We start from the raw sequence: 21,451 nt of genomic DNA on the forward strand, positions 1-21,451 counted from the left end.
GAAGCCTGTTCACCTTGCGCCAAGGAGCACGTATGCCGAAGAAACGGCCCCTCGCCATAGTCCTGGCCGGAGCACTGTGTCTGGTCACGGCGGGATGCGCCGAGTCCTCGACGGAAACGGCGAGCAGCAAGGCATCCGCGTCCACATCAACGTCCGAGTCCGGCTACCCGGTGACCATCGAGAACTGCGGGCAGACCGAGACCTTCACCAAGGCCCCCAGCAGAGTCGTCGTCATGAACGGCGCCTCCGTCGGGGAGGTCTCCACCCTGCTCGCGCTCGGCCTCGGCGACCGCATCGTCTCCAACCAGCAGTCCTACGGCATGTCCGAGGTACCGGGGCGTGCCAAGGCCATCAAGGCCCTGCCGACCGGTGACGTCACACCCAACGACGCCTTCGACATCCCCCGTGAGGCGATGTTCGGCCTGCGTCCGGACCTCGTCCTGTCCACCACCTCGTACGGGTTCGAGGCGAAGAACGGCTTCGCCACCCGCGAGCAGCTCAAGGGTGTGAAGGCGAACAGCTTCGTCTCCCCGCAGGGCTGCGACCAGGAAAACTCCGGGATGACCATCGCCGACAGCTACACCTTCCTGCGTGACATGGGCAAGGTCTTCAACGTGAGCGACCGCGCCGAGAAGCTGATCGCCGACTCCGAGAAGTCGATCGCGGCGGTATCCGCGAAGGTGAAGGGCGAGAAGAAGCCCAAGGTCATGTTGCTCTTCGCCAACATGGCCATGGGAGGCAACGAATTCAGCTCGGTCGTCGCCAAGGGCATCTACAACGACATCATCGACAAGGCCGGCGGCGTCAACGCCTTCGAGAACGCCTCCAAGACGTCCTTCGCCGACCTGAGCAAGGAGGAAGTGGCGGCCACCGACGTCGACGTCCTCGTCGTCATCAGCTACAACGCGGACGACCCGACGGCGTACGCCAAGCAACTGCTCAAGGAGTTCCCCCAGTGGCCGGCCGCCAAGAACAACACGTACACAGTGCTGTCCGACTCGATCTACCTGGGCCCCAGCAACGACCTGGCCGTCGACAGGATCGCCAGGATGCTGCACCCCGACGCGTTCTGAAGCGGCTGGGACTCCCGTTCGCCCTGCTCGGACTCTTCGCCGTACTGCTCGGCACCATGATGGTGGCGGTCAGCATCGGCGCAGTCACCATCCCGCTGGGCGACGTGTGGCGGATCGTCCTGCACCACGTGAGCGGTCGCGGGGCGACCGGTGATCCGGTGCTGGACCAGATCGTGTGGAGCTTCCGGGCTCCCCGAGTGGTGCTGGCCGCCCTGGTCGGCGCGGGTCTGGCGGTCTCCGGCGCGGTACTCCAGGCCCTGGTCTCCAACCCACTGGCGGACCCCACCGTCCTGGGCTTCTCCTCCGGCGCCTCCCTCGGCGCCGTCGTGGTCATCGTCCTGGCCGGAGGCGCCACACTCGGCGGCCTCGGAGTGTCGGCGGCGGCCTTCGTGGGCGCCCTCGCGGCCGGGTTGCTGGTCTTCGCCCTGGGGCGGCGGGGCGGACGGATGGCACCCACCCGGCTGGTCCTGGCCGGGGTCGCGGTCGGCTATGTCTTCCTCTCCGCGACGAGCTTCCTGCAACTCCAAGCGACACCCACCGAACTGCGCACGGTCATGTTCTGGATGCTGGGCAGTGTCGCCGGGGCCCAGTGGAGCCAACTGCCCACCGTCACAGCCGTGGTCATCGCCACCACCGTCCTGCTGGCCCTGTTCGGCCGACGGCTCAACGTCCTGCTGGCCGGCGACGAATCCGCCACCGCGCTCGGTGTGGACGTCAACCGACTCCGTGCCGTACTGCTGGTGCTCTCCTCGCTCCTCACCGGAACGACGATCGCCGTCGCCGGCGGCATCGGATTCGTCGGCCTGATGATCCCCCACCTCGTCCGCCTCACCATCGGCGCCGACCACCGCAGACTCCTCCCGCTGACCGCCCTGTTGGGAGCCGTCTACCTCGTCGTCGTCGACCTGCTCTCCCGCACGCTCAACCGTCCCAACGAACTGCCGCTGGGCATCCTCACCGCCCTCCTCGGCGCACCGTTCTTCATCTGGCTGCTGCGCCGCAACAAGGGCCTGGACACCGCATGAAACTGACCGTGGACCGGCTCCACATCACCCTGGACCGCACACCGATCCTGCACGACGTGAGCCTGGCGGCCCGCAAAGGCGACATCGTCGGGCTCATCGGCCCCAACGGCAGCGGAAAATCAACCCTGCTGCGCGCCGTCTACCGCTCACTGCGCCCGGCCGACGGAGTCGTCCGCGTCGGCGACGACGACGTATGGACGCTCTCCGCCCGTACCGCCGCCCGCCGCACCGCCGCCGTACTCCAAGACGCCACCGGCAACACCACCGGCCTGTCCGTCGCCGAGATCGTCACACTGGGCCGCACACCACACCACGGCCTCCTCGGCCGCGACGGCACCGACGACCGCCGGGCCGTCGACGACGCGATCGACCGCTGCGGCGTACGCCCCCTGGCCGAACGGGACTACGCCTCCCTCTCCGGCGGCGAACGCCAACGCGTCCTCCTCGCCCGCGCACTCGCGCAACAGCCCCAGCTCCTCGTCCTCGACGAACTCACCAACCACCTGGACATCCGCGCCCGCTTCGAACTCCTGGGCCTGATCCGCGCCACCGGCATCACCACCCTCGCCGTCCTGCACGACCTCGACCTGGCCGCCCGCCTCTGCGACCACCTCGTCGTCCTCAACGAAGGCACCGTCGTCACGGCAGGACCGGTCCTCGACGTCCTCACCCCCGACACCCTGCGCGACGTCTTCGGCGTGCGAGCCAGTACGGAGCGCCACGCCGACGGCGTCATACGCATCACCTACGCCGCCCAGCCCCTCGACCTCCACGGAGCAACCGAGGCCGCCGATCGCTGACTGTGACCGCCGGAACTTCCGCAGGTCGGCTTCGATTGCATCCCATGTGGTGATCGCGGGAGGGGATTCTGGTGGCCGACCTGATGCTGTTCCGGCAGGAGGCGGATGGCCGGGACGTCGAGCTGCGTGGTTCGACGGTGGCGCTGGAGGTGGAGGTGGAGCGTCGGATTGAGGCGGGGACGGAGCCGATGCTCGGTATCCGCTTCCTCGCGTCGGAGTACCCGACGGGGCCGTGACACCGGGGCCGGATCGACACGCTGGGGCTCGACGAGAACAACGCCCCGGTCGTGATCGAGTTCAAAAAGGGCTCCGACAGCGGGGTGCTGTCGCAGGCCGTCTCCTACCTGTCCTGGCTGGAGTCGGCTCACCACGAGTTCGAGGCGCTCGTGCGGAAGGTGCTGGGCGCGGAGGCTGCCGAGTCGATCGACTGGCGTCGCCCGCGGATGGTCCGCATCGCGGCCGGCTTCTCCCAAGGAAGTACGCTCCGCCTGATTCAGGCGAGAAGGAACCCCCGGTCAGCGGGAATCTGACCGGGGGCTCCAGCATGTGGTGAACGTCACCAGTCGAGACATCGCGGACCAGCAGTGTTCGCGCAGCGTGGCTGCCCTCCTCCGTAACGGGCAGCCCAAAGCACCCAGCGCATGGAGCCCTGGTTACGGAGCTGCCGCTTCGGGCTCCGTACGCTCTCGCCACAGCCGAAGGAACTTCAGGACTACCGGCCCGGCCCAAGTCCTTCCAGGCGGCGCTACCCAGCGACGACTTGTAGGGATGGAACAACAACCGAGCCGCTGTCCGCACGCACCCAACGGCACTCTTGGCCACCCCCGTCGCACGCCGCCTGCACGTTTGGCCACCGGTCGGCCACCAGGAGCCGCGTGGCGGAGCCTGGGAGCTGACACGACAACAGAAGAAAGGTCACAGAATGCAAAAAAGCCCAGGTCAGAGGGTGTCTGGCCTGGGCTTTCACGGAGCCCCCTGTCGGATTCGAACCGACGACCTACGCATTACAAGTGCGTTGCTCTGGCCAACTGAGCTAAGGAGGCGTGCCCGAGCAGTGTAACCGGCTCCGGACGGCGTCCCACCGGGAATTTCGTGGTGGCAGGAGTACTGACAGATCTGTGAACGGGAGGTAACGTCACCTCCAGTTCACCCAGGTGGACTAGACCCGTCTTCCGCTCCACGGCGGAAGACCCATTCCTTTACTCGGATCGTCCGGCACGTTCCTGCCGGTGAGGGGACACATCGCCATGGCAACTGTCTCGTTCGACAAGGCAACCCGCGTCTACCCGGGTTCCACGAAGCCCGCTGTCGACCAGCTTGAGCTCGATGTCGCGGACGGTGAGTTCCTCGTCCTCGTCGGCCCCTCCGGCTGTGGAAAGTCGACCTCCCTGCGCATGCTCGCGGGGCTCGAGGACGTCAATGGTGGCGCCATCCGTATCGGTGAGCGGGATGTCACGCACCTGCCGCCGAAGGACCGCGACATCGCGATGGTGTTCCAGAACTACGCGCTGTACCCGCACATGACCGTCGCCGACAACATGGGCTTCGCGCTCAAGATCGCCGGTGTGAACAAGGCGGACATCCGCAAGAAGGTCGAGGAGGCCGGGAAGATCCTCGACCTCACCGAGTATCTGGACCGCAAGCCGAAGGCCCTCTCCGGTGGTCAGCGGCAGCGTGTCGCGATGGGACGCGCCATCGTGCGTGAGCCGCAGGTGTTCCTCATGGACGAGCCGCTGTCGAACCTCGACGCCAAGCTCCGTGTGTCCACCCGTACGCAGATCGCCTCGCTCCAGCGCCGGCTGGGCATCACGACGGTGTACGTGACCCACGACCAGGTCGAGGCCATGACCATGGGCGACCGGGTGGCGGTCCTCAAGGACGGGCTCCTCCAGCAGGTCGACTCCCCGCGCAACATGTACGACCGCCCGAAGAACCTCTTCGTCGCCGGATTCATCGGCTCCCCGGCCATGAACCTGGTCGAGGTGCCGATCACGGACGGCGGTGTGAAGTTCGGCAACAGCGTCGTGCCGGTCTCCCGTGAGGCGCTCGCCGCCGCCGCGGAGAAGGGCGACAAGACCGTGACGGTCGGCGTCCGCCCCGAGCACTTCGACCTCGTGGAGGAGGGCGGCACCGCCGGTGCGCTCTCCAAGGACGCGCCGGCCGGCCTCGCCGTGACCGTGAACGTCGTCGAGGAGCTGGGTGCCGACGGTTACGTCTACGGCACCGCCGAGCTGGACAAGGAGCAGAAGGAGATCGTGGTCCGCGTCAACGGCCGCGCCGTTCCCGACAAGGGCTCCAAGCTGCACGTCGTGCCGCGCGCGGGCGAGACGCACGTCTTCTCGACCTCGACCGGCGAGCGCCTCACCGACTGACCGACCGACCCGACACCCGGAGGTTCGTACCGTCGCACCACTGACGCGCCCGTGGCGCGTCCAGGTCCGAATTCCTCCGCACGGCCCCGCACTCCGGTGCGGGGCCGTGCGCGTGTGCCGGCAAATACCCCGGCGGGCAGGCCATTTCGCATGGCGGCCGTCAACGCCCTATTCGAAAAGAAACCTCGAACCCGTCCCTCGCGCGGGTGACTAAATGTCGCCAAATCATTACCGGCCGCTACGCTCGCCTGCGTGACCCACACAGCCCGCCGTATCGGCCGAACTCTCGCCTTCGTCCTGCCCGTCGTCCTGGTGCTCTCCGGGACCCTCGCGGTCGCCCGTGTTCCGTGGGCGACCAGCAACGCGGAGTCGCAGATCCTGACCGCTTCCTCGGACACCGCCTCGGTGCAGGCCAAGTCCCGCGCCCCGCAGGACGTTCTGCGCGACAAGCTCCTCGTGGAGCTTCAGGAGAAGGACCCGGGCATCGCCCTGACCCACCTCCAGCGCGAGATCGAGGAACGCCCCTCGCTCGCCCAGCACTGCATGTCGATCGCGCGGGCCCTGGGCCGTGCCGCCGTCGCCACGTACGGGCCGACGCGGGCGCAGTCCTTCTCGCGTCCCGTGTGCGACACCTCGTTCGCGTACGGCGTCTCCCAGCAGGCCATGGGGAGCTGACCGGCGTTCCTCGGCGGGCCGGGTGCGCCCGCGCCGGGTTCCCCGCGGGCCGGGTGCGCCCTCGCTGTGCTTCCCGCGGGCCGGGTGCGCCCGCGCCGTGCTTCCCGGCCGTCGGCCCCGCGGCCGTCGCGCCTATCGTTCCCTTCATGCATACGTTTCCGACACAGGCCGTGGTCCTCGCGGGTGGCCAGGGGTCGCGGCTGCGCCCGTACACCGATGACCGTCCCAAGCCGATGGTCGAGATTCCCGGCACGGGAACCCCGATCATCGGCCATCAGCTCGCCTGGCTCGCCGCCGAGGGCGTGACGGACGCCGTCGTCTCGTGCGGCCATCTCGCCGAAGTCCTCCAGAAGTGGCTGGAGTCGGCGGATCTTCCGCTGCGCGTCACCACCGTGGTGGAGTCCGAGCCACTGGGACGCGGCGGGGGCCTCAAGCACGCCGCCACCGCGCTGCCGGATCCCGAACAGCCCTGGTACGCCACGAACGGCGACATCTGGACGCGCTTCTCGCTGCGCGAGATGGCCGCCTTCCACTTCGAGCGCGACGCCACCGCGACGCTCGCCCTCGCCCGGCCGCGCATTCCGTGGGGGGCGGTCGAGACGGACGAGTTCGGCCATGTCCTCGACTTCATCGAGTCGCCCCCCTCGCCATATCTGATCAACGCCGGGGTGTACGTGTTCTCCCCCGACTTCGTGGGGCTGCTGCCGGACCGGGGCGACCATGAGCGGACCACTTTCCCCCGGCTGGCGCGTGAGCGCCGCCTGGCGGGCTTCCCGCTGCCGCACGGGGCGTACTGGCGGGCCATCGACACCGCGAAGGACCTCACGGAGGCGGCCAAGGAGCTGTCCGGCGGCGGAGCGCGCTGAGGCCCACCGCCGACGCCGGGACGGGCTGACGGTCCACCGCCGACGCCAGGACGCGCCGAGGCCACCGCCCGCCGCCAGGACGCACCGGGACGCGCCCAGCCCACCGCCCCGCCGGGACGCCGCCGAGGCCCGTCCCCGGGCGGCCTCACGGCCCACCGCCCACCGCCCACGCCCCGCGTACCGCGTACCGACGCGTGAGGGGCGGCCACCCGTACCCCGGGTGGCCGCCCCTCACCTCTCTCCGCCTACCGCGGACGGGCCTCAGCCCAGCAGGCCGCCGATCGGGTTCCGGTTGCCGCCGCCGCCCGAGGACGAACCGCCGGTCGCTGAGCCCCCGTTGTCGACGGCGCCGCTGCCCGCGCCGCCGCCACCGGTGTCGCCCGCACCGCCGCCGCCCGTGCTGCCACCGCCGCCGCCCGTCGAGGACGGGCCCTGGCTGCCGCCGGCCGGCGGCGGGGCCTGCTCGGCCGTCTGCGGGGGCTGCTGGACCGTGCCCTGCGTCTGGCTGGGCTGCTGCTGCGTCTGGCCCGTGCTCGCGCCCGTACTGGCGCCCGTGCTCGCGCCGCCGGTCTCGGGGGACGACGTGCCGCCCGGCGCCGACTGCTGCGTCGAAGGGCTGCCCGAGCGGGTCGCTGACGGCTCGGAGCGGGTGCCCCCGGTGGGGCCGCCGCTCGCGGGCGAGCCGGAGGCGCTGCCGCTGCTGCCGGGCCGCTGGGGCAGCGGCATACCGGGCAGCTGGTTGACCGGGTCGACGCCCGGACCCGGCACCGTCACCATGTCCGAGGAGCGTACGGCGCCGCCCAGGACCGAGCCGATCAGCAGCGTGAGCCCGATGACGACCGACGCGACGATCGCGCCGCGCCGCAGCACCCGCCGCCGCAGGTCCCAGATCTCGGAGCGCGGTCCGAGCGTGCGCCACGCCTCGCCCGCGAGCCGGCCGTCCACCGAGTAGACGGGGGCGCCCGCGATGATCAGCGGGGACCAGGCGGCGAGGTAGATGATGTCCGGCGCGTCGTACACCGGAACGGTCCGCCAGCTCACGGTGAGCAGCAGCGCCGCCGACAGCAGCGCGCCGAACGAGGCCGCGAGCCGCTGCCAGAGCCCGAAGACGGTCAGCACGCCGACGACGATCTGGAGGAACGCGACGCTGAGCCCCGCGCCCACCGGGTGCGAGAGCGCGAACTCCCTGAGCGGCTCCGCCAGCGCCCAAGGGTGCAGCGAGGTCAGCCACTTGACCATGGAGCCGCGCTCGCCACCGTCGAAGTAGACGGGGTCGCAGAGCTTGCCCATGCCGGCGTAGATCGAGATGAAGCCGAGGAAGATCCGGAGCGGCAGCAGCACCACGCCGAGGTTCATCCGGCGGCCGGGGTAGTAGGCGTGCCGCACGGAGTCGTTGCCGTGCCGCTGCGCCCGGGGCCGGTCGTCCTCGCCGATCTCGACGTCGTCGAGTTCGTCGTCGTACCGCTCGTGCGCGGGCAGGTCGTCGTACGCGCCGACGGCCTTGCGCATCGGCGGCAGCAGCGGGGTGCCCGTGGTGCGCGGGCCGTCGGGGCCCGTGCCCTGCGCGCCGACGACGGGCGTCGGCTGGGTGCTCTCGTCGTCGGGGGCGGCCAGCGGGTTGGGCCGGGGGCCGCCCTGCGGGCCGACCTGGGGAATGACCTGGGTGGAGCCGGTTTCGTATCCCCTTCCGGATACGTCGAGTGCGCCAGGCGCTCTGGAGTGGCCGCGCAGCGCGCCGGCGGCCGGTACCAGGGCGGAGTTCCGTACGGCCTGGAGGAGCCCGGTCGCTCCGGGGTCCCCCGGCTCGGACCTGCCGCTCCAGACGACGGGCGCCCGGCGGCGCGCGGGCCTGCCGCCGCCGGCGCCGCTCATGGCGGGGATGCGTGCGGGGTCCACCGCGCCGCGTACGGAGCTGAGGCGCTGGGGCGATGCGAGCTTCACCCGGAAGCTGGCGTGGTTCACGATGACCTGCGCGGGATCGCAGTCCACCTTGAGCATGCTCAGCGGGGGCTGATCGTCGAACCCGGGCCGGGGCGTTCTGGTGTCCACACTCATCTAACCGAGTGACTTGTCTTTAGGACACTGCCTTGACGCGGGCGGATGTCCGAGACCCGTCAAGATCGTCGGGCAGGGCCGTTCGGGGGAACCTTCGGGGCCCCCGGGGCCCAGCGCGACGGCTTCGTTCTCGGACGGTCCGGCTTCGTTCCCGCACGTATCGGACGCGTATGCGTACGCCCGGGATGCGTACGCGTCGGGATGCGTACGCGTACGGCTCGGACGCGCCGGAACCGGCTCCGGCTCCGGCTCCTGCTCCGTACGACTCAGACGCGCCGGCGCGACGCCTCGTACAGCACCACGCCCGCCGCGACACCGGCGTTCAGCGACTCCGCGCCGCCCGGCATCGGGATGCGCACCCGGAAGTCGCAGGTCTCCCCGACCAGCCGGGACAGGCCCTTGCCCTCGCTGCCGACCACGATCACGACCGGGCCGCCGAGCTCCGCCAGCTCGCCGACCTCGCTCTCGCCGTCCGCCGCGAGGCCGACCACGGTGAGACCGGCCTTCTTGTACGCCTCCAGCATGCGCGTGAGGTTCGTGCAGCGGGCGACCGGGGTGCGGGCCGCCGCGCCCGCCGAGGACTTCCAGGCACCGGCCGTCATCCCGGCGGCGCGCCGCTCCGGTACGACGACGCCGTGGCCGCCGAAGGCCGAGACGGAGCGCACGACCGCGCCGAGGTTGCGCGGGTCGGTGACGCCGTCCAGCGCGACGATCAGCGGGTCCTGGCCCTCGTCGAAGGCCGCGGCGGCGAGGTCGTCGGGGTGCGCGTACTCGTACGCCGGGACCTGGAGGACGAGGCCCTGGTGGTTCAGGCCGTTCGTCATCCGGTCCAGCTCGGGCTTGGGGGCCTCCATCAGGTGGATGCCGCCGCGGTCGGCCGCGAGCTGGAGCGCCTCGCGCACGCGCTCGTCGTTGTCGATGAACTGCTGTACGTAGAGGGTCGAGGCGGGCACGCCGTCGCGCAGCGCCTCGAAGACGGGGTTGCGGCCGACGACCATCTCGCTCGTGCCCTTGCCGCCGCGCCGGGCGACCTGGCGCCGCGCGGTCTGCTTGGCCTTGGAGTTGGCGACGCGGTTCTGGACATGGCCCTTGCGCGCGGCGGCGGGCGGCGTCGGGCCCTTGCCCTCCAGCGCGCGGCGTCGCTTGCCACCGCTGCCGACCTGCGCGCCCTTCTTGTTGGACGTGCGGCGGTTCCTGCGCTGGCTGTTCCCGGCCATGACCTATACCTGTTTCGTTTGCTTCAGAAGTGCATCAGTCGTGCGTACATGAGTCGTACGTGCGTACGTGACGTCACGTTTTATGTGTCAGCGTACGCAAGTGTGCCGCCCGGTCCACCGGGCGGCACATCATCCCAGCTCAGCGGGGTCCGAGCGTCCAGCGGGGACCGGCGGGACCGTCCTCGATGACCAGTCCGGTCTGCTGGAGCTGATCCCTGATGGCGTCCGCCGTGGCCCAGTCCTTGCGGCCGCGCGCCGCCTCGCGCTGTTCGAGCACGAGCCGTACGAGGGTGTCGACCACCCCGTGCAGATCGTCGCCGCGGTCGCTGTCGCCCGACCACTGCGGGTCCAGCGGGTCCAGGCCGAGGACGCCGAGCATGGCGCGTACCTCGGCGAGCCGGGCGACGGCCGCTTCCTTGTCGTCGGCGGCGAGCGCGGAATTCCCCTGGCGCACGGTGGTGTGCACGATCGCGAGCGCGTGCGGGACGCCCAGGTCGTCGTCCATCGCCTCGGCGAAGGCGGGCGGCACCTCGTCGGCCGGCTCGACCACACCGCCGGCCTTCTCCACCACGCGCTGCACGAAGCCCTCGATCCGCGCGAACGCGGACTCGGCCTCGCGCAGGGCCTCCTCGCTGTACTCGATCATCGAGCGGTAGTGCGGGGTTCCCAGGTAGTAGCGCAGCACGACCGGCCGCCACTGCTTGACCATCTCGGAGACCAGCACCGAGTTGCCCAGCGACTTGGACATCTTCTCGCCGCTCATGGTGACCCAGGCGTTGTGCACCCAGTACTTCGCGAACTCGTCCCCGTACGCCTTGGCCTGCGCGATCTCGTTCTCGTGGTGCGGGAAGATCAGGTCGAGCCCGCCGCCGTGGATGTCGAAGGCGGAGCCCAGGTACTTGTGGGCCATCGCCGAGCACTCCAGGTGCCAGCCGGGCCGGCCGCGTCCCCACGGCGTCTCCCACGACGGCTCGCCGGGCTTGGCCGTCTTCCACATCGCGAAGTCGCGCTGGTCGCGCTTGCCGGTCTCGCCCTCGCCCGAGGGCTGGCGCAGATCGTCCAGCTCCTGGTTGGACAGCTCCAGGTAGCCGGGGAACGAGCGGACGTCGAAGTAGACGTTGCCGTCGGCCGCGTAGGCGTGACCGCGTTCGATCAGAACGCGCATCATCTCGATCATCTCGGGGATGTGGCCGGTGGCGCGCGGCTCGTAGGAGGGCGGCAGGCAGCCCAGCACGTCGTAGCCGGAGTGGAAGGCGCGCTCGTTCTCGTAACCGATGGACCACCACGGGCGGCCCTGGTCGGCGGACTTCGCGATGATCTTGTCGTCGATGTCCGTGACGTTGCGGATGAACGTCACGTCGTAGCCGCGGTAGGCGAACCAGCGGCGCATGATGTCGAAGTTCAGCCCCGACCTGATGTGGCCGATGTGCGGAGCGGCCTGCACGGTGGCGCCACACAGGTAGATCGAGACACAGCCCGGGACGAGCGGGGTGAAGTCACGGATCTGCCGGGCGCCGGTGTCGTACAGCCGAATAGTCACGGAACCAGGGTAGTGCGCCCGAGGCAGTGCCCCGGGCGACTTTCGGTCGCCCGGGGCCGCGGGGACACCGAAGCGTGACCTAAGCACCGGCCGTCGGCGTCGTCCGCCGGGGCGGGCGGCCGGGTGCGACGGCCGGTACGACGGCCGGTGCGTACGACCCGGCCGTCAGAGGCGGCCGACGACCTTACGGGCGGAGATCCGGACGACCACGCGCTCGGCGTCCTGGCCGGAGTCCGGGTTGAACTCCGCGTACCCCTTGCCCGTGTACTTGCGGGACAGGTCGTCGATCAGCTCCTGGCCGCCCTCCGTGGTGAGGGTCGCGGTGCCGCGGATCTCCGCGTACGCGTACGGGTTGTCGGCGGGCTGCACCACGACGGTCACCCGGGGGTCGCGGCGCAGGTTCTTCTCCTTGCGGCGGTCGACCGTGGTGGAGATCAGCAGATCGTCTCCGTCCCGCTTCACCCACACGGGTGAAACCTGGGGGCTCCCGTCGGGCTGGATGGTGGCGATGCTGACGAAGACGGGCTGGTCGAGCACGTTCTTGAGTGCGTCGGAGAGAGCGACTGCCATGGGGGTGCCTTCCTGGTGCCTGGGCCGGCGGGGGCGGCCGAGCCGGTGGATCACTGCCGTGGGGCCTACCCGACGATGGTCTCTCAACCCGGATGCTCCCGCCGGTATTTCACTCCGGTCGGCCGCCGGTTCACTCCGTTCCGCGCGGGGGCGCGCCGGGGGTACGAGGGGCGCTCAGCCGGTCCGTACCGCCGCTCAGCCGGTCCGTGCGACCGCCACCACCGCTCAGCCCGTCCCGTGCCACCGCCACCACCGCTCAGCCCGTCCGTACCACCAGCGCCGTAGCCGTCGCCGCCAGTCCCTCGCCGCGCCCGGTGAACCCGAGCCCGTCGGAGGTGGCGGCGGAGACGGCTACGGGCGCGCCGACCGCCTCGGAGAGCACCTTCTGCGCCTCTTCCCTGCGCTTGCCGATCTTGGGCCGGACGCCGACGACCTGGACGGCGACATTCCCGATCGTGAAGCCCGCCTCCCGTACGATCCGCGCCGCCTCCGTAAGGAGGGTGATGCCGGAGGCGCCGGACCACTGGGGGCGGCCGGTGCCGAAGTGGGCGCCGAGGTCACCGAGCCCGGCGGCGGAGAACAGCGCGTTGCAGGCCGCGTGCGCGACCACGTCGGCGTCGGAGTGCCCGGCGAGGCCGGATCCCTCGCCCTCCCAGAGCAGCCCCGCGCACCACAGCTCGCGGCCCTCCTCGAAGGCGTGGATGTCGGTCCCGATACCGACCTGCGGCAGCACCACGAACGGAGTCGCGGCCGGAGTCACGGGCGGGGTCACGGGCGGGGTTACGTCAGAAGCCATCGTTGGCCCTCCTTCGGGCGAGCACTGCCTCGGCCAGCACCAGATCCAGCGGCCTGGTCACCTTGAACGCCTCCTCGTGGCCCGGCACGATCACGACGGGCGCGCCGAGCCGCTCGACCATCCCGGCGCAGTCCGTCGCGCCCTCGCCCACGCCCGGGACCGTCCGGTGCGCGCGCTGGAGCGTCGCGCGGTCGAAGCCCTGCGGCGTCTGCACGGCGCGCAGCAGGGCGCGCTCGGGGGTGGCGACGACCGGCTCGGGCTCGCCCTTCTCCCGGGGCTCGACCTGCTTGACGGTGTCGGCGAGCGGCAGCGCCGGCACGACCGCGGGCGCGCCGGCGTGTACGGCTTCGACGACCGCGTCCACGGTCTCGACGGGCACCAGCGGGCGGGCCGCGTCATGGACGAGGACGGCCGTGATGTCCTCGGGAAGGGCCTCGACGCCGAGCCGTACGGACTCCTGGCGGGTGTCGCCGCCCGGGACGACGAGATAGTCGGTGCGCTCGGGCAGCGCGTGGTCGTCCAGGAGGTTCTTCACCCCCGGCGCTCCGTCGGGCGGGGCGACCACGACGACCAGCGAGACGGCGCGCGAGGCCGCCATGGCGCGGACGGCGTGGATCAGTATCGGGGTGCCACCCAGGGCGCGGAGGGCTTTGGGAGCGCCTGGACCGAGCCGTACGCCCCTGCCCGCGGCCGGGATCACCGCGGCGGTGCGGTGGGGGCTGGCTTCCTCTGACATCGCTTTGTACTCCGGCAGGTTTGTTTCCTCGGCCGACGTGGGTATGGCCTCAAGCGTGCCGGGCGCGACGCCTTGACCGGACCCTTCCGTGATGGTCGAGGGCGGGGTGTGGGCATACGGACATGCCGCAGCGCCCGGCGACGCAGCTCTTTCCTGGTAGCTGGTCAGCGGGCACCGCGGCATTCACTGCTGCACTGCGCTTTGCTGCTGCACTGCGACCTACGCGCTGCTGGAGGGGCAGCGGTCATGATTCAGGACGCGAGGACCTCGTCGAGCAGAGCCTCGGCCTTGTCTTCATTCGTGTTCTCCGCGAGAGCCAGCTCGCTGACAAGAATCTGCCGCGCCTTGGCGAGCATGCGCTTCTCACCTGCGGAGAGTCCGCGCTCGCGCTCCCGGCGCCAGAGGTCACGCACCACTTCAGCGACCTTGATGACGTCGCCGGAGGCGAGCTTTTCGAGATTTGCCTTGTAGCGACGGGACCAGTTCGTCGGCTCTTCGGCGTACGGCGCCCTGAGCACCTCGAAGACCCGGTCGAGTCCGTCCTGACCAACCACATCGCGCACGCCGACGAACTCCGCATTGTCCGCCGGTACACGCACCGTCAAGTCGCCCTGGGCGACCTTGAGCACCAAGTAGGTCTTGTCCACGCCTTTGATCTGGCGAGTTTCGATGGCCTCGATCAGCGCGGCCCCGTGATGGGGATAGACCACGGTGTCGCCAACCTTGAACGTCATGTGACAGGTACCCCTTCCGTGGCTATCCAGGATAACACGAGAATGACCGCTTCTGAATGGCGTTTTCGCAGGTCAGGCCGCATCTCGGGGCTTGACAACAGAGCCGGGAACGTGCTTCGAGCGGCTTCCGGAACGAGGTATTCGCAGGTCGGAGCCACTACGCGGGGGCAGAGAAACGCGCGCGTTACGGAGCACGAGAACCCCTCCAGAGAGGGTGAACGTCCCGATTTGCCGGTTTCTGGGCCCCGAAGATCCCGTACTCCGTTCGGATGTAGCTCACTCGTACGAACGGCAGGGTGACGGAAGTACAGCAGAAGTGTGAGGGATTCCGAATTTGATCACTACGGGCACCCGCCACGGTATTCGTAAGGAATCCACGACGGCCGACGGAATTGATCACCGGCTTTATGTAACCGGCTTGTGAAACGGAGCAGGACGGAGGCGGTACGGGAGCCGGTAGGGGAGCCCGCCGTATGTGATCACGCGCGGGAACGGCGGGTGAACGGGGCCAGGGGGCGGGTCGGGTGCGGGACGGCGGGGGCGGCTCGGTAACCTGAAGGCCGCTGACGGCACCTTTAAGTCCGTTCCGAGGTTCGCAGCGTGTCCTGAGCCCCTCCGTCCGTACGTCCTAGGAGTTGCCGCCGCCGTGAGCCGCAGCCTTCGACGCGGCGCCCTCGCCGCTTCTGCCCTCGTGTTCTCGCTTGCCTCGCTCACCGCGTGCGGCGCCGGCAACAACGCGCAGACGCTCGGCGTCAAGCCGGACAGCGCCGCCACTTCCGTTGGCGACATCACCATCCAGAACGCGACGGTGGTCACCCAGCCGCAGGCCGCTTCCCAGGGTCCGGCCGTCCTCACCGGCACCGTCTTCAACAACGGCAAGACCGCGCAGACCCTCGACTCGGTCAAGCTGCCGGGCACCACCGCCACGGTGAAGCTCGTGCCCGCCAAGGGATCGGGGCCCATCGAGATCCCGTCGCTCGGCTCGGTCCAGCTCGGCGGCCAGGGGAACGCCTCCGCCGTGATCGACAAGGGCCGCGAGGCGGCGAAGGACGGCGACGCGCAGCAGGTCGTGTTCTCGTTCAGCGAGACGGGCGAGGTCGGCCTGCGGGCCCTGGTCTTCCCGTCGGACAGCTACTTCAAGGACGTCGGCCCGAGCACCCTGCCGTCCGCCTCCCCCAGCACCTCGGCGAAGCCCGGCGCGGCGGACAACTCGTCGGACCCCGCGGCCGGTGACGCGGTCGGCAGCCCGTCCGAGTCGGGCGACACCGCGGGCGACACGGCCCACTGACACCCGCGCATACGCACGCACGCTTCTGGGGCGGGAACCCGAAACCGGTTCCCGCCCTGCGCTGCGTCTCTGCGGCTCACTCCGTACGGCTCCTCGGTCCGTACGGCTACGGCTCGGCTTGCGACCGGGTCCCAGCAGCGGTTTACGGCTCGAACTTGTAGCCCAGGCCCCGCACCGTCACCAGATACCTCGGCGCGCCCGGGTCCGGTTCGATCTTGGCGCGCAGGCGCTTGACGTGGACGTCGAGGGTCTTGGTGTCCCCCACGTAGTCCGCGCCCCAGACGCGGTCGATCAGCTGCATCCGGGTCAGCACCCGGCCCGCGTTGCGCAGGAGCATCTCCAGCAGGTCGAACTCCTTCAGGGGCAGATCGACCTTGCCGCCGGAGACCGTGACGACATGGCGGTCCACGTCCATCCGGACCGGACCGGCCTCCAGGGCGGCGGGCGTGACCTCCTCCGGCTCGCCCCTGCGGCGCAGGACCGCGCGGATCCGCGCGACCAGCTCACGCGAGGAGAAGGGCTTCGTCACATAGTCGTCGGCCCCTATCTCCAGGCCGACGACCTTGTCGATCTCGCTGTCCTTGGCGGTCACCATGATCACCGGGACATTGGACTTGCCGCGCAGCTGGCGGCAGACCTCGGTGCCCGGCAGGCCGGGCAGCATCAGGTCGAGCAGGACGAGATCGGCGCCATTGCGTTCGAACTCGTCGAGCCCCGCGGGCCCGGTGGTCGCGATGGCGACCTCGAAGCCTTCCTTGCGGAGCATGTAGGACAGGGCGTCGCTGAAGGATTCCTCATCCTCGACGACAAGCACTCTGGTCACGGAAGGACCTCCGGGGCAGGAATCACAGTCGGGGGAGCCAGCCGAAGGCTGGGGTCTGTCGGATCGGGATCGGCGTCGGGGTCGGGGCCGCGGTCGTCTTCGTCCTGGCCGGTGGCTGTGCGCTCCCGTGCGGCGCCCGCTTCGGGCAGCCGCAGGGTGAAGGTGGAGCCCTGGCCCTCAGAACTCCATACGGTGACCTCCCCGCCGTGCGAGGCGGCCACGTGCTTGACGATGGCGAGGCCCAGCCCCGTACCACCGGTGGCCCGGGAGCGGGCCGGGTCCACCCGGTAGAACCGTTCGAAGATCCGCTCGCGGTCCTTCTCCGAGATACCTATGCCCTGGTCGGTCACGGCTATCTCGATCAGGTCCCCGCCGGAGGCGGAGACACGGTGTACGGCGATACCCACGCGCGTACGGGCCGGGGAGTAGTTGACGGCGTTCTCGACGAGATTGCCGAGGGCTCCGGCGAGCTGGCTGCGGTTGCCCCATACGTGGAGGCCGGGGGTGCCGCCGGAGGCCATGTTGATCTGTTTGGTGGACGCGGGCTGCCGGGAGCGGTCGATGGCCTCGGCGACCAGCTCGTCCACCCGGACGGACTCGGAGTCCTCCAGCGGGTCGTCGTTCTGCACCCGGGAGAGGTCGATCAGCTCCTGTACGAGGTTGGTCAGCCGGGTCGCCTCGATCTGCATCCGGCCGGCGAAGCGGGTGACCGCCTCGGGGTCGTCCGAGGCGTCCATGACCGCCTCGGAGAGCAGGGAGAGCGCCCCGGTGGGGGTCTTCAGCTCATGGCTGACATTGGCCACGAAATCCCGCCGTACCGCTTCGATACGGCGGGCCTCCGTGAGGTCCTCGACCAGGAGCAGGACCAGGCGGGAGCCGAGCGGGGCGACCCGGGCCGAGACGGCGAGGGCCTCGCCCCTGCCCGTACCGCGCCGGGGCAGATCCAGCTCCACCTGCCGTATCTCGCCGTCCCTGCGGGTGTCGCGGGCCATGTGGAGCATCGCCTCCACGGCCAGCTTCCCGCCCCTGACCAGGCCCAGGGCGTACGCCGCCGAGCTGGCCTTGACCACGGAGTCGCTCTCGTCGAGGACGACCGCGGAGGAGCGGAGCACCGACAGCACGGTGTCCACGCCGGGGGGCAGTACGGCATCCGTGTGCAGCGAGGTGCGGGTGGGCCTCGCCTGGTCGCGTTCGCTCCAGCGAAACGCCAGCATGGCGATCACGCCGGTGCACACCCCGGCGATCGCTGCCAATGCGGCGACCGCCGCGTTCACGTCCATGTGTCCAGGTTATGCGCGTCCACCGACACTCTCCCAGCCATCCGGGTACCTCCTCGAACACTCGTCGCCCAGAGTTCACCGAGGAGAAAGTGCCGGTTCACTTGGGGTGGAGCATCCGGACTTGTGACGGGCCCAACGTGAGAGCGTGGGGCTCCCGGCCCCCTGGCAGGAAAGTGACAAGAGAGGGTAAATCCCATGCGGGACGCGTACCACGAGGAACTGGACTCGATAGGCGAGGACCTGGTCGAGATGGCCCGGCTGGTCGGTTCCGCCATCGGCCGCGCCACCACGGCCATGCTCGACGCCGACCTGAAGCTGGCCGAGACCGTGATCGCCGGTGACCAGAAGGTCGATGACCTCCAGCACGACCTGGAGGCCAGGGCGATCGCCCTGCTGGCCCGCCAGCAGCCGGTGGCGACGGATCTGCGGATCGTGGTCACGTCGCTGCGGATGAGCGCCGACCTGGAGCGCGCGGGCGACCTCGCCCAGCACGTCGCCAAGCAGGCCAGGCTCCGCTTCCCGCACTCGCCCGTGCCGCACGACCTGCACACGACGCTGCTGGAGATGGGCCAGCTGGCGCAGCGTCTGATGGCGAAGGCCGCCGAGGTCATCATCACCAAGGACGTCGAGCTGGCGCTCCAGCTGGAGCAGGACGACGACGAGATGGACCTGCTGCACCGCACGCTCTTCCAGCACCTGATGGACGACCGCTGGAAGCACGGCATCGAGACGGCCGTGGACGTGACGCTGCTGGGCCGCTACTACGAGCGGTTCGCTGACCACGCGGTGTCGGTCGCCAAGCGGGTCGTCTATCTGGTGACGGGCGAGCACGCGGACGAGATCCAGCAGGCGGAAACGCCGGTCGAGGGCGCGTAGCGACGGGGATCGGGCGCCGGGGGCGTACGGCGGTGCCTGCGCGTATGCGCCGTTGATGCGCCCGGCCGGGTGGGCATGCAATGGGCAGAGGCGACATCCGTGCACGCCTTTGAGGAGGATCATCCCATGGCCGATTCCCCCACGACCGACCCCCGGCAGGACACCCCCGGCTCCCCGGTGCACCTGCCCGTCCTCGGCGCCTGCGGCTGCGGCTCGGGCTGCGGCTGCGGCTGCCAGTCCGGCGGCTCCTGCCAGTGCGGCGGCGGCTGCGGCTAGCCGCACTCCGGGCGCGAGCGGCGGGCGCCGGCGTCGGCGCGTCAGGAACGCACGTCGATGCGACGTACGCGTATGCGAAGGGCCTCGTCCGCGGGAACGTTCGTGTTCCCGCGGACGAGGCCCTTGGGCGATCGGCTACTTCTTGCCCTGGTTCTTCACGGCCTCGATGGCGGCGGCCGCCGCGTCCGCGTCCAGGTAGGTGCCGCCGGGCGTGACCGGGCGGAAGTCGGCGTCGAGCTCGTAGACGAGCGGGATGCCGGTCGGGATGTTCAGACCGGCGATGTCCGCGTCGGAGATCCCGTCGAGGTGCTTGACCAGCGCGCGCAGGCTGTTGCCGTGGGCGGCGATCAGGACCGTACGGCCGGCGAGCAGGTCCGGGACGATCGAGTCGTACCAGTACGGCAGCATGCGGTCGACGACGTCCTTGAGGCACTCGGTCCTCGGGCGGATGTCGCTCGGGATCGCGGCGTAGCGCGGGTCGTCGCTCTGCGAGAACTCGGTGCCGTCCTCCAGCGCGGGCGGCGGGGTGTCGTAGGAACGGCGCCAGAGCATGAACTGCTCCTCGCCGAACTCCGCGAGCGTCTGGGCCTTGTCCTTGCCCTGGAGCGCGCCGTAGTGACGCTCGTTCAGGCGCCAGGAGCGCTGGACGGGGATCCAGTGGCGGTCGGCGGACTCCAGCGCGAGCTGCGCCGTGCGGATGGCGCGCTTCTGGAGGGAGGTGTGGAGGACGTCGGGCAGCAGACCGGCGTCCTTGAGCAGCTCACCGCCGCGTACTGCCTCCTTCTCGCCCTTGTCCGTGAGGTTGACGTCCACCCAGCCGGTGAACAGGTTCTTCGCGTTCCATTCGCTCTCGCCGTGGCGGAGGAGGATCAGCTTGTACGGTGCGTCGGCCATGGCCCCGAGCCTAATGGAAGCGCCCAAGGGGCCCGCGGGCCCGTCCGTCTTCCCGTCCGGCCTGCTCTCCGCCCGCCCGGACCCTTGACCGCCGCCGTCAATTGAGTAGCGGCGGCCGGTCGCCCGTACGTAGCTTTCGAGCAGCCATCCGGCCACTCACCGCAGCCGCGCGCTGTCCGTTCCAGGGGGATTCGCCTATGTCGGTCGGCTCGTCCGTCCTCGTCGCGAGGCGTGCGGTGCGGGAGAGCGTGTCGGGGCTGCCCCGGGCGTTCTGGTGGCTGTGGGTCAGCACGCTCGTCAACCGGCTCGGGGCGTTCGTCGCCACCTTCATGGCGCTCTACCTCACCCTCGACCAGGGCTACTCCGCCTCGTACGCCGGGCTGGTGGCCTCGCTCCACGGGCTCGGCGGGGTGATCTCGTCGCTGGGCGCGGGGGTGCTGACGGACCGGCTCGGGCGGCGGCCCACGCTGCTGATCGCGCAGTCCTCGACGGCCGCTTCGGTCGCGCTGCTGGGCTTCATGCGGGAGCCGGTGGCGATCGCGGCGGTGGCGTTCCTGGTGGGGATGGCGTCCAGCGCGTCGCGGCCCGCCGTGCAGGCGATGATGGCCGACATCGTGAAGCCGGAGGACCGGGTGCGGGCCTTCTCGCTCAACTACTGGGCGATCAACCTGGGCTTCGCGGTGTCGTCGGCGGGCGCGGGTTTCCTCGCGCAGTACAGCTATCTGGCGGGCTTCCTCGGCGAGGCCGTCATGACGCTGGCCTGCGCGGTCCTGGTCTTCCTGAAGCTGCCGGAGTCCCGGCCGGAGCGGGCGCCGGTCACGGCGGGCAAGCCGGCGGAGGCGGCGATCGGGATGGGCACGGTCGTGCGCGACGGCCGCTTCATGAGCGTCGTCGGGCTGTCCTTCGTCGTCGCGCTGATCTTCCAGCAGGGGTACATGGGACTGCCGGTGGCGATGGGCGCGGACGGGTTCACCAGCGCCGACTACGGTCTGGCCATCGCCGTCAACGGCGTACTGATCGTGGTCATGCAGATCCCGGTCACCCGCCTCATCCAGCACCGCGACCCGCGCCGGCTGCTGATCGTCTCCTCGCTGTTCGCGGGGTACGGCTTCGGGCTGACGATCTTCGCCGGGTCGATCGCCGTATACGCGCTGACCGTCTGCGTCTGGACCCTGGCCGAGATCGTCAACGCCCCCACCCAGACAGGGCTGGTCGTACGTCTCTCCCCGGTGCACGGCCGGGGCCGCTACCAGGGCATGTACACGATGTCCTGGTCGGTGGCGGCCCTGGTCGCCCCGCTGATGTCGGGCTTCGTCATCGACCACTACGGCGCGGACTGGCTGTGGGGCGCGTGCGCGGTGCTGGGGACGGCGGCGGCGCTGGGGTACTGGCTGCTGATGCGGGGGCTTTCGGAGGAGGATGAGGAGGAGGCGCCGCTCGCGGGGAGTCCGGTTCCGGGGGCGGCGGAGGTTCCGGTTCCGGTTCCGGGGGAGGTTCCAGGGACGGCGGAGGTTCCTAGTGCGGCGCGGACGGCGCCGCCCGCGTGAGCGGAGGC

22 protein-coding genes and 1 tRNA gene are annotated in these 21,451 nt (G+C 70.3%); 12 read left to right on the plus strand and 11 right to left on the minus strand.

Annotated elements, in window-relative coordinates; translation table 11 throughout:
* Nucleotides 1-32: 32 nt before the first annotated feature.
* From OG627_RS15100 to OG627_RS15120, 5 genes are all read left to right on the plus strand, one after another.
* The gene (locus tag OG627_RS15100; protein WP_329065331.1) at nt 33-1,073 is read left to right on the plus strand and encodes an ABC transporter substrate-binding protein; all 1,041 of its coding nucleotides are present in this window, start codon (nt 33-35) and stop codon (nt 1,071-1,073) included.
* Nucleotides 1,074-1,129: 56 nt separating this feature from the next.
* A complete protein-coding gene (locus OG627_RS15105) occupies nt 1,130-2,098 on the plus strand; it encodes a FecCD family ABC transporter permease (RefSeq protein WP_329065333.1) in 969 nt (322 codons plus the stop codon).
* Nucleotides 2,095-2,898: an ABC transporter ATP-binding protein gene (locus OG627_RS15110; RefSeq protein ID WP_329065335.1), complete on the plus strand. Its 804-nt coding sequence runs from the start codon at nt 2,095-2,097 to the stop codon at nt 2,896-2,898. Before OG627_RS15105 ends, OG627_RS15110 begins: the two co-directional genes overlap by 4 nt.
* 71 nt (nt 2,899-2,969) lie before the next feature.
* A complete protein-coding gene (locus OG627_RS15115) occupies nt 2,970-3,134 on the plus strand; it encodes a hypothetical protein (RefSeq protein ID WP_329065337.1) in 165 nt (54 codons plus the stop codon).
* Nucleotides 3,135-3,185: 51 nt separating this feature from the next.
* A complete protein-coding gene (locus OG627_RS15120; RefSeq protein WP_329065338.1) occupies nt 3,186-3,428 on the plus strand; it encodes a hypothetical protein in 243 nt (80 codons plus the stop codon).
* Nucleotides 3,429-3,867: 439 nt separating this feature from the next.
* On the opposite strand, the gene OG627_RS15125 is transcribed toward OG627_RS15120, so the two are convergent.
* Nucleotides 3,868-3,941, minus strand: a tRNA-Thr gene (locus tag OG627_RS15125).
* Nucleotides 3,942-4,145: 204 nt separating this feature from the next.
* Between OG627_RS15125 and OG627_RS15130 the strand changes: the two genes are divergently transcribed.
* The 3 genes from OG627_RS15130 (at nt 4,146) to OG627_RS15140 (ending at nt 6,811) form a co-directional block, all read left to right on the plus strand.
* Nucleotides 4,146-5,270 (plus strand): ABC transporter ATP-binding protein, encoded by a 1,125-nt coding sequence (locus tag OG627_RS15130; protein WP_329065340.1) that lies wholly within the window; start codon nt 4,146-4,148, stop codon nt 5,268-5,270.
* A 252-nt stretch (nt 5,271-5,522) separates the two neighbouring features.
* Nucleotides 5,523-5,945 carry a hypothetical protein gene (locus OG627_RS15135; RefSeq protein ID WP_329065342.1) on the plus strand — a complete coding sequence of 141 codons (423 nt, stop codon included), beginning with the start codon at nt 5,523-5,525 and terminating at the stop codon, nt 5,943-5,945.
* A gap of 146 nt (nt 5,946-6,091) precedes the next feature.
* Complete coding sequence (locus tag OG627_RS15140; RefSeq protein ID WP_329065344.1) at nt 6,092-6,811, plus strand: nucleotidyltransferase family protein; 720 nt, start codon at nt 6,092-6,094, stop codon at nt 6,809-6,811.
* A 261-nt stretch (nt 6,812-7,072) separates the two neighbouring features.
* Here the strand turns inward: OG627_RS15140 and OG627_RS15145 are convergent, their stop codons facing one another.
* The 7 genes from OG627_RS15145 to OG627_RS15175 form a co-directional block, all read right to left on the minus strand.
* On the minus strand, nt 7,073-8,866 hold the full coding sequence (locus tag OG627_RS15145; RefSeq protein ID WP_329065346.1) for a DoxX family membrane protein: 1,794 nt from the start codon (nt 8,864-8,866) through the stop codon (nt 7,073-7,075).
* A gap of 266 nt (nt 8,867-9,132) precedes the next feature.
* Nucleotides 9,133-10,083, minus strand: coding sequence for a 23S rRNA (guanosine(2251)-2'-O)-methyltransferase RlmB (rlmB, locus tag OG627_RS15150; protein WP_329065348.1), 951 nt, complete (start codon nt 10,081-10,083; stop codon nt 9,133-9,135).
* A 139-nt stretch (nt 10,084-10,222) separates the two neighbouring features.
* The gene (cysS, locus tag OG627_RS15155; RefSeq protein WP_329065350.1) at nt 10,223-11,623 is read right to left on the minus strand and encodes a cysteine--tRNA ligase; all 1,401 of its coding nucleotides are present in this window, start codon (nt 11,621-11,623) and stop codon (nt 10,223-10,225) included.
* Nucleotides 11,624-11,788: 165 nt separating this feature from the next.
* Nucleotides 11,789-12,193, minus strand: a complete 405-nt coding sequence (locus OG627_RS15160; protein WP_329065352.1) for a PPOX class F420-dependent oxidoreductase — start codon at nt 12,191-12,193, stop codon at nt 11,789-11,791.
* 256 nt (nt 12,194-12,449) lie between these two features.
* Nucleotides 12,450-12,989 carry a 2-C-methyl-D-erythritol 2,4-cyclodiphosphate synthase gene (gene ispF / locus OG627_RS15165; protein ID WP_329065354.1) on the minus strand — a complete coding sequence of 180 codons (540 nt, stop codon included), beginning with the start codon at nt 12,987-12,989 and terminating at the stop codon, nt 12,450-12,452.
* The gene (gene ispD, locus OG627_RS15170; RefSeq protein ID WP_329065356.1) at nt 12,979-13,725 is read right to left on the minus strand and encodes a 2-C-methyl-D-erythritol 4-phosphate cytidylyltransferase; all 747 of its coding nucleotides are present in this window, start codon (nt 13,723-13,725) and stop codon (nt 12,979-12,981) included. Before ispD ends, ispF begins: the two co-directional genes overlap by 11 nt.
* Before the next feature lie 251 nt (nt 13,726-13,976).
* On the minus strand, nt 13,977-14,459 hold the full coding sequence (locus tag OG627_RS15175) for a CarD family transcriptional regulator (protein ID WP_003953493.1): 483 nt from the start codon (nt 14,457-14,459) through the stop codon (nt 13,977-13,979).
* Between the two features lie 646 nt (nt 14,460-15,105).
* Between OG627_RS15175 and OG627_RS15180 the strand changes: the two genes are divergently transcribed.
* Entirely contained in the window at nt 15,106-15,747 is a 642-nt protein-coding gene (locus tag OG627_RS15180; protein WP_329065358.1) for a DUF461 domain-containing protein, read from the plus strand.
* 142 nt (nt 15,748-15,889) lie between these two features.
* Here OG627_RS15180 and OG627_RS15185 read toward each other — a convergent pair whose 3' ends face one another.
* The gene (locus OG627_RS15185) at nt 15,890-16,570 is read right to left on the minus strand and encodes a response regulator transcription factor (protein WP_030353388.1); all 681 of its coding nucleotides are present in this window, start codon (nt 16,568-16,570) and stop codon (nt 15,890-15,892) included.
* Complete coding sequence (locus tag OG627_RS15190; protein ID WP_329065360.1) at nt 16,567-17,850, minus strand: sensor histidine kinase; 1,284 nt, start codon at nt 17,848-17,850, stop codon at nt 16,567-16,569. Before OG627_RS15190 ends, OG627_RS15185 begins: the two co-directional genes overlap by 4 nt.
* A 195-nt stretch (nt 17,851-18,045) precedes the next feature.
* On the opposite strand from OG627_RS15190, the gene phoU reads away from it, so the two are divergent.
* Together phoU and OG627_RS15200 are read left to right on the plus strand one after the other, a co-directional pair.
* Entirely contained in the window at nt 18,046-18,726 is a 681-nt protein-coding gene (gene phoU, locus OG627_RS15195) for a phosphate signaling complex protein PhoU (protein WP_329065362.1), read from the plus strand.
* A gap of 126 nt (nt 18,727-18,852) precedes the next feature.
* Complete coding sequence (locus OG627_RS15200) at nt 18,853-19,002, plus strand: hypothetical protein (protein WP_329065364.1); 150 nt, start codon at nt 18,853-18,855, stop codon at nt 19,000-19,002.
* A 135-nt stretch (nt 19,003-19,137) separates the two neighbouring features.
* On the opposite strand, the gene OG627_RS15205 is transcribed toward OG627_RS15200, so the two are convergent.
* Nucleotides 19,138-19,896, minus strand: coding sequence for a phosphoglyceromutase (locus OG627_RS15205; RefSeq protein ID WP_329065366.1), 759 nt, complete (start codon nt 19,894-19,896; stop codon nt 19,138-19,140).
* 197 nt (nt 19,897-20,093) lie between these two features.
* Between OG627_RS15205 and OG627_RS15210 the strand changes: the two genes are divergently transcribed.
* Nucleotides 20,094-21,443: an MDR family MFS transporter gene (locus tag OG627_RS15210; protein ID WP_329065368.1), complete on the plus strand. Its 1,350-nt coding sequence runs from the start codon at nt 20,094-20,096 to the stop codon at nt 21,441-21,443.
* Nucleotides 21,444-21,451: the final 8 nt, after the last annotated feature.

This window comes from Streptomyces sp. NBC_01429, from assembly GCF_036231945.1.
Taxonomy (GTDB): domain Bacteria; phylum Actinomycetota; class Actinomycetes; order Streptomycetales; family Streptomycetaceae; genus Streptomyces.

Bases quoted from the DNA above. Each gene is read 5' to 3' on its own strand.
- OG627_RS15100 (WP_329065331.1), top strand. From the start codon at position 33: ATGCCGAAGAAACGGCCCCTCGCCATAGTCCTGGCCGGAGCACTGTGT.
- OG627_RS15105 (WP_329065333.1), top strand. From the start codon at position 1,130: ATGATGGTGGCGGTCAGCATCGGCGCAGTCACCATCCCGCTGGGCGAC.
- OG627_RS15110 (WP_329065335.1), top strand. From the start codon at position 2,095: ATGAAACTGACCGTGGACCGGCTCCACATCACCCTGGACCGCACACCG.
- OG627_RS15130 (WP_329065340.1), top strand. From the start codon at position 4,146: ATGGCAACTGTCTCGTTCGACAAGGCAACCCGCGTCTACCCGGGTTCC.
- OG627_RS15140 (WP_329065344.1), top strand. From the start codon at position 6,092: ATGCATACGTTTCCGACACAGGCCGTGGTCCTCGCGGGTGGCCAGGGG.
- OG627_RS15145 (WP_329065346.1), bottom strand. From the start codon at position 8,866: ATGAGTGTGGACACCAGAACGCCCCGGCCCGGGTTCGACGATCAGCCC.
- rlmB (WP_329065348.1), bottom strand. From the start codon at position 10,083: ATGGCCGGGAACAGCCAGCGCAGGAACCGCCGCACGTCCAACAAGAAG.
- OG627_RS15160 (WP_329065352.1), bottom strand. From the start codon at position 12,193: ATGGCAGTCGCTCTCTCCGACGCACTCAAGAACGTGCTCGACCAGCCC.
- ispF (WP_329065354.1), bottom strand. From the start codon at position 12,989: ATGGCTTCTGACGTAACCCCGCCCGTGACCCCGCCCGTGACTCCGGCC.
- ispD (WP_329065356.1), bottom strand. From the start codon at position 13,725: ATGTCAGAGGAAGCCAGCCCCCACCGCACCGCCGCGGTGATCCCGGCC.
- OG627_RS15175 (WP_003953493.1), bottom strand. From the start codon at position 14,459: ATGACGTTCAAGGTTGGCGACACCGTGGTCTATCCCCATCACGGGGCC.
- OG627_RS15190 (WP_329065360.1), bottom strand. From the start codon at position 17,850: ATGGACGTGAACGCGGCGGTCGCCGCATTGGCAGCGATCGCCGGGGTG.
- phoU (WP_329065362.1), top strand. From the start codon at position 18,046: ATGCGGGACGCGTACCACGAGGAACTGGACTCGATAGGCGAGGACCTG.
- OG627_RS15200 (WP_329065364.1), top strand. From the start codon at position 18,853: ATGGCCGATTCCCCCACGACCGACCCCCGGCAGGACACCCCCGGCTCC.
- OG627_RS15205 (WP_329065366.1), bottom strand. From the start codon at position 19,896: ATGGCCGACGCACCGTACAAGCTGATCCTCCTCCGCCACGGCGAGAGC.
- OG627_RS15210 (WP_329065368.1), top strand. From the start codon at position 20,094: ATGTCGGTCGGCTCGTCCGTCCTCGTCGCGAGGCGTGCGGTGCGGGAG.